Source organism: Streptomyces crystallinus, assembly GCF_039521265.1.
GTDB lineage: Bacteria > Actinomycetota > Actinomycetes > Streptomycetales > Streptomycetaceae > Streptomyces > Streptomyces crystallinus.
Genome location: NZ_BAAACA010000025.1, coordinates 101,275 through 113,123 on the forward strand (window position 1 = coordinate 101,275; position 11,849 = coordinate 113,123).

At 69.3% G+C, this 11,849-nt stretch carries 9 protein-coding genes and 1 riboswitch; of the genes, 4 read left to right on the forward strand and 5 right to left on the reverse strand.

The window, feature by feature from the left end; all coding sequences use genetic code 11:
• Nucleotides 1-49: 49 nt before the first annotated feature.
• The 5 genes from ABD236_RS20545 to ABD236_RS20565 form a co-directional block, all read right to left on the reverse strand.
• Entirely contained in the window at nt 50-1,063 is a 1,014-nt protein-coding gene (locus ABD236_RS20545) for a ribonucleotide-diphosphate reductase subunit beta (RefSeq protein ID WP_344075249.1), read from the reverse strand.
• A complete protein-coding gene (locus ABD236_RS20550) occupies nt 1,063-3,441 on the reverse strand; it encodes a ribonucleoside-diphosphate reductase subunit alpha (RefSeq protein WP_344075250.1) in 2,379 nt (792 codons plus the stop codon). Before ABD236_RS20550 ends, ABD236_RS20545 begins: the two co-directional genes overlap by 1 nt.
• Before the next feature lie 127 nt (nt 3,442-3,568).
• Nucleotides 3,569-3,698, reverse strand: a riboswitch (cobalamin riboswitch).
• Between the two features lie 231 nt (nt 3,699-3,929).
• Nucleotides 3,930-5,561, reverse strand: coding sequence for a monocarboxylate uptake permease MctP (gene mctP / locus ABD236_RS20555; protein WP_344075251.1), 1,632 nt, complete (start codon nt 5,559-5,561; stop codon nt 3,930-3,932).
• On the reverse strand, nt 5,558-5,812 hold the full coding sequence (locus ABD236_RS20560) for a DUF3311 domain-containing protein (RefSeq protein WP_344075252.1): 255 nt from the start codon (nt 5,810-5,812) through the stop codon (nt 5,558-5,560). The genes mctP and ABD236_RS20560 overlap by 4 nt, the downstream gene beginning before the upstream one ends.
• Nucleotides 5,813-5,921: 109 nt before the next feature.
• Nucleotides 5,922-6,686, reverse strand: a complete 765-nt coding sequence (locus ABD236_RS20565) for a GntR family transcriptional regulator (protein WP_344075265.1) — start codon at nt 6,684-6,686, stop codon at nt 5,922-5,924.
• Nucleotides 6,687-6,969: 283 nt separating this feature from the next.
• On the opposite strand from ABD236_RS20565, the gene ABD236_RS20570 reads away from it, so the two are divergent.
• The 4 genes from ABD236_RS20570 (at nt 6,970) to ABD236_RS20585 (ending at nt 11,711) form a co-directional block, all read left to right on the forward strand.
• On the forward strand, nt 6,970-8,250 hold the full coding sequence (locus ABD236_RS20570; protein ID WP_344075253.1) for an extracellular solute-binding protein: 1,281 nt from the start codon (nt 6,970-6,972) through the stop codon (nt 8,248-8,250).
• 82 nt (nt 8,251-8,332) lie between these two features.
• Nucleotides 8,333-9,328 (forward strand): carbohydrate ABC transporter permease, encoded by a 996-nt coding sequence (locus ABD236_RS20575; RefSeq protein ID WP_344075255.1) that lies wholly within the window; start codon nt 8,333-8,335, stop codon nt 9,326-9,328.
• Nucleotides 9,329-9,330: 2 nt separating this feature from the next.
• The gene (locus ABD236_RS20580) at nt 9,331-10,188 is read left to right on the forward strand and encodes a carbohydrate ABC transporter permease (protein ID WP_344075256.1); all 858 of its coding nucleotides are present in this window, start codon (nt 9,331-9,333) and stop codon (nt 10,186-10,188) included.
• An 8-nt stretch (nt 10,189-10,196) separates the two neighbouring features.
• A complete protein-coding gene (locus ABD236_RS20585) occupies nt 10,197-11,711 on the forward strand; it encodes a glycoside hydrolase family 3 protein (RefSeq protein WP_344075257.1) in 1,515 nt (504 codons plus the stop codon).
• The last annotated feature ends 138 nt before the right edge of the window (nt 11,712-11,849 follow it).

Consider the following 11,849-nt stretch of genomic DNA (forward strand, 5'->3'; position numbering starts at 1 on the left):
TCCGCGGACCGTGGTCGGCTGGTCGCGCAGTTCCCCGCGCCCCTAAATGCTAGAACTCCTCGTCGAAGCCCACCGAGCCCTCGACCGCCACCTGGTAGGCGGACGGGCGGCGCTCGAAGAAGTTCGTGAGCTCCTGGACGCCCTGGAGCTCCATGAAGGAGAACGGGTTCGACGAGCCGTACACCGGGGGGAAGCCCAGGCGCGTCAGACGCTGGTCGGCGACGCACTGGAGGTACTCGCGCATCGACTCGGTGTTCATGCCCGGCAGACCGTCGCCGCACAGGTCGCGGCCGAACTGGAGCTCCGCCTCGACGGCCTCCTTGATCATGTCGGTGACCTGCTGCTGGAGCGCGTCGTCGAAGAGCTCCGGCTCCTCCTTGCGGACGGTGTCCACGACCTCGAAGGCGAAGTTCATGTGCATCGTCTCGTCGCGGAACACCCAGTTGGTGCCGGTGGCGAGGCCGTGCAGCAGACCGCGCGAGCGGAACCAGTACACGTAGGCGAAGGCGCCGTAGAAGAACAGGCCCTCGATGCAGGCCGCGAAGCAGATGAGGTTCAGCAGGAAGCGACGGCGGTCGGCCTGGTTCTCCAGCCGCTCGAGCTTCTCCACCTCGTTGATCCACTTGAAGCAGAACTGCGCCTTCTCACGGATGGAGGGGATGTTCTCCACCGCGTCGAACGCGGCCGCGCGGTCCTCCGGGTCGGGGAGGTAGGTGTCGAGCAGCGTCAGATAGAACTGGACGTGCACGGCCTCCTCGAAGAGCTGGCGCGACAGGTACAGGCGCGCCTCCGGGGAGTTGATGTGCTTGTACAGCGTCAGGACCAGGTTGTTCGCCACGATCGAGTCACCGGTCGCGAAGAACGCCACCAGCCGCCCGATCATGTGCTGCTCACCCGGCGACAGCTTGGCGAGGTCGGCGACGTCGGAGTGGAGGTCGACCTCCTCCACCGTCCAGGTGTTCTTGATCGCGTCGCGGTAGCGCTCGTAGAAGTCCGGGTAGCGCATCGGACGCAGGGTCAGTTCGAAGCCCGGGTCGAGCAGGTTCTTGTCGGTGGAGCTCATTACTGGCAGGCCTCGCAGGACTCGGGGTTCTCAAGGGAGCAGGCGATCGCGTCGGCGTCGGGGGCCGCCTGCTGGACGGGGATCGGGGCGGCGGCCTGGGCGGCGCGGGCGATGCGCGTGGCCGGGCGCGAGCGCAGGTAGTACGTGGTCTTCAGACCCTGCTTCCAGGCGTACGCGTACATCGACGACAGCTTGCCGATGGTGGGCGTCTCCAGGAACAGGTTCAGCGACTGCGACTGGTCCAGGAACGGGGTCCTGGCCGCCGCCATGTCGATCAGACCGCGCTGCGGGATCTCCCACGCCGTGCGGTAGAGCGCGCGCACGTCGGCGGGGATCCAGCTGAAGTCCTGGACCGAGCCGCTGGCCTCGCGCAGCGCCTCGCGGGACTGCGCGTCCCACACGCCGAGCTTCTTCAGGTCCTCCACCAGGTAGCCGTTGACCTGGAGGAACTCACCCGACAGCGTCTCGCGCTTGAAGAGGTTGGAGACCTGCGGCTCGATGCACTCGTACACCCCGGCGATGGAGGCGATGGTCGCGGTCGGGGCGATCGCGAGCAGCAGCGAGTTGCGCATGCCCACCGAGGCGATCCGCTCGCGCAGCGCCGCCCAGCGCTCCGGCCAGTTCAGCTCGACGTCGTAGTGGTCGGGGTGCAGCACACCGCGAGCCGTACGGGTCTTCTCCCAGGCGGGCAGCGGGCCCGAGCGCTCGGCGAGGTCGCAGGACGCCTCGTACGCGGTGAGCATGATGCGCTCGGCGAGCTTGGTGGAGAGCGCCTTCGCCTCGGGGGAGTCGAAGGGCAGGCGCAGCTTGAAGAAGACGTCCTGGAGGCCCATCGCGCCCAGGCCCACCGGACGCCACTTGGCGTTGGAGCGGCCGGCCTGCTCGGTCGGGTAGAAGTTGATGTCGACGACGCGGTCCAGGAACGTCACGGCGGTGCGGACGGTCGCGTCCAGGCGCTCCCAGTCGATCTCGCCGGACGCCAGTACGAAGGCGCCGAGGTTGACCGAGCCGAGGTTGCAGACGGCCGTCTCGCCGTCGTCGGTGACCTCCAGGATCTCGGTGCAGAGGTTGGAGGAGTGGACCGTGTGGCCGGGCTCCGCCGTCTGGTTGGCGGTGCGGTTGGAGGCGTCCTTGAACGTCATCCAGCCGTTGCCGGTCTGCGCCAGGGTGCGCATCATCCGGCCGTACAGGTCCCGGGCCTGGATGGTCTTCTGCGCGAGACCGGCCGCCTCGGCCCTGCGGTAGGCGGCGTCGAACTCCTCGCCCCACAGGTCGACCAGCTCGGGCACGTCGGCGGGGGAGAACAGCGACCAGGTGCCGTCCGCGTCGACGCGGCGCATGAACTCGTCCGGGATCCAGTGCGCCAGGTTCAGGTTGTGCGTACGCCGGGCGTCCTCACCGGTGTTGTCGCGCAGCTCCAGGAACTCCTCGATGTCGGAGTGCCAGGTCTCCAGGTAGACCGCCGCCGCGCCCTTGCGCCGGCCGCCCTGGTTGACGGCCGCGACCGAGGCGTCCAGCGTCTTCAGGAACGGCACGATGCCGTTGGAGTGGCCGTTGGTCCCCCGGATGAGCGAGCCGCGCGAGCGGATGCGGGAGTACGAGAGGCCGATGCCGCCCGCGTGCTTGGAGAGCCGGGCCACCTGGTGGTAGCGGTCGTAGATCGAGTCCAGCTCGTCCAGCGGGGAGTCCAGCAGATAGCAGCTGGACATCTGCGGGTGGCGGGTGCCGGAGTTGAAGAGCGTGGGGGAGGACGGCAGGTAGTCGAGCCGGCTCATCAGCCGGTACAGCGAGCCGACCTCGTCGAGCGCGCGCACCGAGTCGTCCTCGGCCAGGCCCGCCGCGACCCGGAGCATGAAGTGCTGCGGGGTCTCGACGACCTGACGGGTGATCGGGTGCCGCAGCAGATAGCGGGAGTAGAGGGTGCGCAGACCGAAGTAGCCGAAGCGGTCGTCGGCGCCCTCCGCGAGGGAGGCCTCGACCAGCGCGTCGAGCCGGGCCGAGTGCAGCCGTACGAAGTCGGCGGTGCGGTCCGCGATCAGGCCCTCGCGGTGGCCGACCTCGACCGACTCGGAGAACGAGACCGAGCCCTGGCTCGCGGCCTCCTCGGCGATCGTGAGCGTCAGCAGCCGGGCGGCGAGGCGGGAGTACGCCGGGTCCTCGGAGATCAGACCGGCGGCGGCCTCGGTGGCGAGCCCACGCAGCTCCGCCTCGTCCGAGCGCGCGTTGCGGCCGCGCAGCGCGGCGGCGGCGACCCGGCCGGGGTCGGTGTCCGGCAGATCGGCGGTGAGGTCGGTCAGGGTCCGCAGCAGGGCGGTCCCGGGGGCATCGGCCGGCTCTTCGGCGATCGCTGAGGCGGGATCCGCAGGGGCGATGGTCACGTGGGGGCACTCCTCGCTCGGCACGGGGCCTGGCGAGTGTGCGGGCACACGGACACACCCCCTCGGGGGTACGCCGCGTCCACTGCCCATTCCGCGAGGCCCGGACGTCTGGCACCCGGACCGGATGGCCAGGGCGCGCTGTTCGGCAGGTCCTCGGACTGAACAAGTACGCAAATACGTACCAGTACACCGTTGCGGGACAGTTCCGGATTTGCACCGGATTCCCCTGCGGCGACAGCGAGCACGAGCATACATCTTGTGCCGGGCTGTCGTGGCGCCCCCACATGTTGTGTCGCCCCCGTGTCGGGCGATGCCATTTGGGTAGCCGTTTGACTGCGGGCCGTCTCGGGCTGGGCGCGCAGTTCCCCGCGCCCCTAAGGGGGTTGGGAGCGCGGCAATCCCAACCTGCGGGCAGTCGTGGGCATTCCCGGGACAGGCGAAAGCGGGCCGCCGGGAGACCCCGGTGGCCCGCTTTCGTCCCGCTCGTGTCAGTGCGCCGAGCCCGCCGTCGCCGGGGGGAGTTCCGTCTGTACGCCCGGGTCGCCCGCGTCCGCCGTGTAGTCCTCCGGGGACGTCTCGTCGACGCCGTCGGGGGCCTTCAGGGCCCGCAGGACGACCGTGAGGACCACGGTGACCGCCACGTTCAGGACGAACGCCGTGAGGCCGATGTAGCCGATCTCCCCGATGCCGGGGATCTCCTTGGAGCTGCCGCCGAAGTGCTTCTGGGTGGGCGAGGCCACCCCGTACGCGGCGAGCGTGCCGTAGAGCATGCCGACCGCCCAGCCCGCCAGCAGCGCCCAGCGATGGAACCAGCGGGTGAACAGACCGCCGACCAGCGCCGGGAACGTCTGGAGGATCCAGATGCCGCCGAGCAGCTGGAAGTTGATCGCGACCGTCTTGTCCATGGTCAGGACGAAGACCAGCGCGCCCACCTTCACCAGGAGCGAGACCAGCTTGGAGACCTTGGTCTCCTGCTCGGGCGTGGCGTCCGGCTTGAGGAAGTCCTTGTAGATGTTGCGGGTGAACAGGTTCGCGGCCGCGATCGACATGATCGCCGCCGGGACGAGCGCGCCGATGCCGATCGCCGCGAACGCCACGCCCGCGAACCATTCCGGGAACATGTCCTCGAACAGCTGCGGGATCGCCAGCTGGCCGTTCTTGACCTTGACCCCGGCCGCGATCGCCATGAAGCCGAGCAGCGCCAGCAGGCCCAGCATCAGCGAGTACAGCGGCAGGATCGTGGTGTTGCGGCGGATGACGTTGCGGCTGCGGGAGGAGAGGGTCGCCGTGATCGAGTGCGGGTACATGAACAGCGCCAGCGCCGAGCCCAGGGCAAGCGTGGCGTAGGTCCACTGGCTCTTGTCGCCGGGCACCAGCGCACCCGTGGGCTTCCCGGCCGCGTTGGGCGTCTCGAACTTGTGCCGGGCCGCCGCGAAGATGTCGTCGAAGCCGCCGAGCTTGATCGGGATGTAGATGATCGCCACCAGGATGACGATGTAGATGAGCGTGTCCTTCACGAACGCGATCAGTGCGGGCGCGCGCAGACCCGAGGAGTACGTGTACGCGGCGAGCACCGCGAACGCGATCAGCAGCGGCAGGTCCTTGAGGAACCAGTTGCCGGAGCCGCCGATGCCCATCACGTCCAGCACCGCCTGGATGCCGACCAGCTGGAGCGCGATGTAGGGCATCGTGGCGAGGATGCCGGTGACGGCCACCGCGAGCGAGAGGCCCTTGGAGCCGAACCGGCCGCGCACGAAGTCCGAGGTCGTCACATAGCCGTGCTTGTGCGAGACCGACCAGAGCCGGGGCAGGAACGTGAAGATCAGCGGGTAGACCAGGATCGTGTACGGCACCGCGAAGAAGCCGGCCGCGCCCGCCGCGTACACCGCCGCCGGGACCGCGACGAAGGTGTACGCCGTGTAGAGGTCGCCGCCGAGCAGGAACCAGGTGACCCAGGTACCGAACGAGCGCCCGCCGAGGCCCCATTCGTCGAGGCTGTGCTCGTTCTCGGCGCGGCGCCAGCGGGCGGCCATGAAGCCGATGACCGTGACGGCCAGGAAGAAGAAGATGAAGACGCCGAGCGCGACGCCGTTGACGCCGCCTTCCGCTGCGAGAGTCACTTGCCCTCACCCGCCTTGCGGCCCTGCTGGTCGTGCTGCCACAGCCTGTACGCCAGCATCGTCAGCGCGGTCGAGATGACCACCCACAGCATCTGGTACCAGTAGAAGAACGGGATCCCGGCGAGGGCCGGGTCGACCTTCGCGTACGAACCGACCCAGAGCATCGCCACGAAGGGCGCGATCAGACAGAGCGCGATGATCACGCGCACCGGCGTGATCACCGCTCTCCGTTCCTGCGTTGTGTCCGGCATGGTGGCTTCGTCCCCTCACTGTGCTCACCTGTGGTAATGCGCACGAAATCTAGGGGACGGAAACCCGCCACGGAACCCCTGTACCGGATACCGGACGTCGGATCGTGGGTCAGTCGGTGGGGCGCTTGAGGCGGGCGACGAACTTGTAGCGGTCGCCCCGGTAGACCGAGCGCACCCACTCCACCGGTTCGCCGTTGCCGTCGATGGAGTGCCGGGAGAGCATCAGCATCGGCAGACCGACGTCCGTGCCGAGCAGCCCGGCCTCGCGCGGGGTGGCCAGCGACGTCTCGATGGTCTCCTCGGCTTCGGCGAGCCGCACCCCGTACACCTCGTTGAGGGCGGTGTAGAGAGAGGTGTACTTGACGAGCGAGCGGCGCAGCGCCGGGAAGCGCTTGGCCGACAGGTGCGTCGTCTCGATCGCCATCGGCTCGCCGCTGGCCAGCCGCAGCCGCTCGATGCGCAGCACCCGGCCGCCGGCCGAGATGTCGAGCAGGCCCGCCAGCGTGTCGTCGGCCGTCACATAGCCGATGTCGAGCAGCTGCGAGGTGGGCTCCAGGCCCTGGGCGCGCATGTCCTCCGTGTACGAGGTCAGTTGCAGCGCCTGGGAGACCTTGGGCTTGGCGACGAACGTGCCCTTGCCCTGGATGCGCTCCAGGCGCCCCTCCACCACCAGCTCCTGGAGGGCCTGGCGCACGGTGGTGCGGGAGGTGTCGAACTCGGCGGCGAGGGTGCGCTCGGGCGGCACCGGGGTGCCCGGCGGCAGGGTCTCCGTCATGTCCAGCAGATGCCGCTTGAGGCGGTAGTACTTGGGCACGCGAGCGGTCCGGGCGCCGGCGCCCGCCTCTGTCTCCGTACCGCTCCCGTCGGTGGCCATGGCCTGCCTTCCCGAGTGCTGCGCTGCTGCCGTCACCGGCTCCTCCGTCTGTCGCGGCTCACATGGTGGCACGGACCGGTCACGGGTCGTCGCCCTCCCTCAGGTGTCGGTCCGATAACGGACGCGACAGCCCTTCTTATACACCCTTGACACCCCTAAAGGTCTAGGCCAAGCTCCGGGTACTGGTCTAAACCATTAAAGACCAGGTCCCAGCCCCACAGGCAGTACACGTCGTATGTCTTCGCGGTGGGCGGGGGGTTGCAGCATCCCTGAGGAGGGTGGCGTGAAGCGCAAGCTCATCGCGGCGATCGGCGTCGCGGGCATGTTGGTCAGCATCGCGGCGTGCGGCGACGACGACAAGAAGGACGGCGCCAAGGGCGACGACGCCAAGTCGCTGATGGTCTGGCTGACGGTCGACGCGCAGAAGAACTGGCCGGACCTGGTCAAGGCGGCCGACGACGCGATCGTCGCCAAGCACCCGGGCGTGAAGATCAACCACGAGTACTACGGCTGGCCGGACAAGAACGCCAAGCTCGACGCGGTGCTCGCCACCGACAAGGCCCCCGACGTGGTCGAGATGGGCAACACCGAGATGCTCGCCTACTCGGTCAAGGGCGCCTTCGCCGAGATCGACCCGTCGAAGTTCGACAACTCCTCCGCCTGGCTCGACGGCCTCAAGGCCTCGGTCACGTACGACGGCAAGACCTACGGCGTCCCCTACTACGCCGGTGGCCGCACGGCGACCTGGCGCAAGGACATCGCCGCCGAGGCCGGCGTCACCGCCGCCCCGAAGACGTACACCGAGCTGACCGCCGACCTGGACAAGATCCAGGCGAAGAAGGGCGACAAGTTCAGCTCCTGGTACCAGCCGACCCGCGACTGGTACGCGGCCATGTCGTACGTGTACGACGCCGGCGGCTCCATCGCCAAGGAGGACGGCGGCAAGTTCAAGGCGAACCTGTCCTCGCCCGAGTCCCTCAAGGGCCTGAACGAGTACAAGTCGATCCTCGACAAGTACATGCACGGCGACAAGACGAAGGACGAGTCCGACCGTCCGATCGTCTACGGCCAGGGCAAGTCCGCGCTGATCTTCAGCGCCGCCTGGGAGGGTGGCAGCGCCGCCCTGCCCGAGAACGACAAGGTCGGCAAGCTCGCCGACAAGCTGGAGTCGTTCGTGATGCCCGGCCCGTCCGGCAAGGCCATGCCGGTCTTCCTCGGAGGCTCGGACCTCGCGGTGCCGGTCAAGTCCAAGGCGCAGGCGCTCGCCGCCGAGTGGATCAACGCGTTCACCGGCACCCAGGGCCAGAAGGGCCTGATCGCCAAGCAGAACCTGCCCAACAACAAGACGGCCCTCGCGCCGCTGAAGTCGGACCCGAAGACGGCCGTGGCGGCCACCGCGGCCGAGTCCAGCTGGTTCGTGCCCATGGCCCCGGGCTGGGGCCAGGTCGAGAAGGCCAAGGTCCTCCAGGACATGCTGCAGGCCATCGGCACCGGCAAGAAGTCGGTCGAGCAGGCCGCGAAGGACGCGGACGCCGCGATCGACAAGGTCATCAACACCAAGTGACCTGTGGGCGAGGGCCCCGTCGTCGGACGGCGACGGGGCCCTCGCCCGACCCGTACCGGAGAGGGACCGCTAGGAGCGCGCGATGAGTGCCGCAGAGACAACCACCGCCAAGGTGCCGCCGGCGCGGCGCGACCCACAACCGGGTGGGGGATCCGGGAAGCCGAAGGGGCCGTCGAGAAAGCGCGGCGCGGGACAGGCGGCGGTGCCCTGGGCGCTGCTCGCCCCCTGCCTCCTGGCGCTCGCCCTCGTACTGGGCTATCCGCTGGTACGCCTGGTCACCCTGTCCTTCCAGAAGTTCGGCCAGCCGCAGCTGTGGGGGTTCAAGGACCCCGAGTCGGTGGGCTTCGACAACTTCACCAACGTCCTGAGCGACAGCGAGTTCTGGACCGTCGTCGTACGGACCGTGCTGTTCGCCTTCACCGCGGTCGTGCTGACCATGGTGCTCGGGATGCTGATCGCCCTGCTGCTCCAGCGGGTCTCCGGCTGGGTCAAGACGCTCGTCAACATCGCCCTGGTGGCGAGCTGGGGCATGCCGATCGTCGTCGCCATCACCATCTTCAAGTGGATGTTCGACAGTGACTTCGGCGTACTGAACTGGCTGCTCAGCCAGGTGCCCGGGGTCGACATGATCGGCCACAACTGGTTCGCCAGCGGCACCGAGGGCCTCGCCGTCATCATGCTGCTGGTGGTCTGGGGCGCGGTGCCGTTCGTCGTCATCACGCTCAGCGCGGGCCTCACCCAGGTCCCCAAGGAGCTCGAGGAGGCCGCCCGGCTCGACGGCGCCGGCTCCTGGGGCGTCTTCCGGCACGTCACCCTGCCGATCCTCAAGCCCATCATCGTGATGCTGGCGACGCTGTCGGTCATCTGGGACATGGGTGTCTTCCCGCAGGTCTTCGTGATGCGCGGCAACCACCCCGAGCCCGAGTTCCAGCTGCTCACCACGTACTCGTACGACAAGGCGTTCGTGGTCAACGACTACTCGCAGGGCTCCGCGATCGCGCTGCTGACCGTGCTCCTGCTGCTCGGTGTGATCGCCGTGTACATGCGGCAGATGCTCAAGATCGGAGACGTGGAGTAGAGATGGCCGCCATCGACACGCAGACGCTCGCGCGTCCCCGCAAGAAGAAGTCCAAGCTCGGCTGGAACCTGCTCGGGCTGCTCGTCTTCGCCACCGCGGGCTTCCCGGTCTACTGGATGCTCAACACGGCGCTCAAGCCCGCCAAGGACGCGATCGACCCGGACCCGCACTTCTTCCCGCGCTCCCTCACCCTGGAGAACTTCCGCCGGGCGCTGGACATCGGCGACTTCTGGGGTTCGATCGGCCGCTCGCTGATCGTCTCCGTGGTGGTCGTGGTGATCGGCATCGCGGTCGGTCTGCTCGCGGCGCTCGCCATCTCGCGGTTCGCCTTCCGGGGCCGCAAGATCGTGATCATCGGCATCCTGGCGGTCCAGATGGTCCCGCTGGTCGCGATGATCATCCCGGTCTTCCTGCTCCTCAACGACCTCGGCCAGTACGACAAGCTGACCGGTCTGATCCTCACCTACCTCACCTTCATCCTGCCCTTCACGGTCTGGACGCTGCGCGGCTTCATCGTCAACGTCCCCAAGGAGCTGGAGGAGGCGGCGATGGTCGACGGGTGCAGCCGCACCGGCGCGTTCATCCGCGTCGTCTTCCCGCTGCTGGCCCCCGGCATGGTGGCCACCTCGGTTTACGGCTTCATCCAGGCGTGGAACGAATACCTCTACGCCCTGATGCTGATGAGCCAGAACCACCAGACCGCCACCGTGTGGCTGTCCAACTTCACCACCCAGCACGGCACCGAGTTCGCCCCCATGATGGCCGGCTCCACCATGATGGCCGTCCCCATCGTGGCTCTGTTCCTCCTCGTCCAGCGCAAGATGGCCGCGGGTCTGACGGCCGGCGCGGTGAAGGGATAAGGCCGCCCATGACGACGATCGCACGCACCGACACACTCACGCGCGACGCCCTGACCGTCCTCCAGCCCGGCTTCGTCGGCACCACCGCCCCCGACTGGCTGCTGCGCCGGATCGGCGAAGGCCTCACCTCGGTGGGCCTGTTCGGCCGCAACATCGCCACGGCCGGCCAGCTGTCCGCCCTCACCGCCCAGTTGCGGTCCGAGCGGGACGACGTCCTGGTGGCCATCGACGAGGAGGGCGGCGATGTCACCCGTCTGGAGGTCCGCACCGGCTCGTCCTTCCCCGGCAACCTGGCGCTGGGCCACGTCGACGACACGGACCTGACCCGGGCGGTGGCGCACGAGCTGGGCCGCCGGCTGGCGGCCTGCGGGGTGGACCTCAACTGGGCCCCGTCCGCCGACGTCAACTCCAACCCGGGCAATCCGGTCATCGGGGTACGGTCCTTCGGCGCCGACCCGCACCTGGTGGCGCGGCACACCGCCGCGTACATCGAGGGGCTCCAGTCCGCCGGGGTCGCCGCCTGCACCAAGCACTTCCCCGGCCACGGCGACACGGCGGTCGACTCGCACCACGCGCTGCCCCGCATCGATGTGGACCTCGACACACTGCACGCCCGTGAACTGGTGCCTTTCCGGGCCGCGATCGCCGCGGGTTCCAAGTCGGTCATGAGTGCGCATATTCTTCTTCCCGCGCTCGACCCCACCCGCCCGGCGACGCTGAGCCCGCGTGTCCTGACCGGACTGCTCCGCGAGGAACTCGGCTACGACGGGCTCATCGTCACCGACGCCGTGGAGATGCAGGCCATCGCCTCGACGTACGGGATCGAGCGCGGCTCGGTCCTCGCGATCGCGGCCGGGGCCGACGCGCTGTGCGTCGGCGGCGGCCTGGCGGACGAGGACACCGTGCTGCGGCTGCGGGACGCCCTGGTCGCGGCGGTACGAGCCGGTGAACTGCCCGAGTCACGCCTGGCCGACGCGGCCGAGCGGGTACGCGCCCTCGCGTCCTGGACCCGGCAGGCCAGGGGGGACGTCGCGGGGCCGGGCGCGGAGGTGCAGGAGGGGACCGCGCCCGGCACCGACATCGGCCTGGTGGCGGCGCGCCGCGCCCTGCGCGTGACGGGCTCCGGCCTCCCGCTGACCGAGCCGCCGTACGTGGCCGCCTTCACCCCCGGCGCGAACATCGCGGTCGGGGACGAGACGCCGTGGGGGGTGGCGGCGGAGCTGGCTCTGCGGCTGCCGGGGACCACGACGGGCACGTACGACTCGTCGGTGGACCCGGCCGCGGTGCTGGCCGCGGCGGGCTCGCGCCGGATCGTGGCGGTCGTACGCGACGAGCACCGGCATCCGTGGATGGGGGCGGCCCTGCACGCGCTGCTGTCGGCCCGGCCCGACACGGCGGTGATCGAGATGGGGGTGCCGCAGGCGGCGGCGCGGGGGGCGGTGCATGTGGCTACGCATGGGGCGGCGCGGGTGTGCGGCCGGGCGGCGGCAGAGCTCTTGTCCCCCACCCCACCCGTCCCCTAAACCCCTCAGGCGGGCAGCCACGGACTTCGCCCCGGACCCCGGTGCCCGCCTGCGGGCCGGTGGCCGCTTGCTCGCGCAGTTCCCCGCGCCCCTGAAAACCCTCGTTCGTCTGCGGACCGTGGCCGCTTCTCGCGCAGT

What these genes read in the sequence shown, in the direction of transcription:
- ABD236_RS20585 (WP_344075257.1), top strand. Translation starts at nt 10,197, where the DNA reads ATGACGACGATCGCACGCACCGACACACTCACGCGCGACGCCCTGACC.
- ABD236_RS20545 (WP_344075249.1), bottom strand. Translation starts at nt 1,063, where the DNA reads ATGAGCTCCACCGACAAGAACCTGCTCGACCCGGGCTTCGAACTGACC.
- ABD236_RS20575 (WP_344075255.1), top strand. Translation starts at nt 8,333, where the DNA reads ATGAGTGCCGCAGAGACAACCACCGCCAAGGTGCCGCCGGCGCGGCGC.
- ABD236_RS20560 (WP_344075252.1), bottom strand. Translation starts at nt 5,812, where the DNA reads ATGCCGGACACAACGCAGGAACGGAGAGCGGTGATCACGCCGGTGCGC.
- ABD236_RS20580 (WP_344075256.1), top strand. Translation starts at nt 9,331, where the DNA reads ATGGCCGCCATCGACACGCAGACGCTCGCGCGTCCCCGCAAGAAGAAG.
- ABD236_RS20565 (WP_344075265.1), bottom strand. Translation starts at nt 6,686, where the DNA reads ATGGCCACCGACGGGAGCGGTACGGAGACAGAGGCGGGCGCCGGCGCC.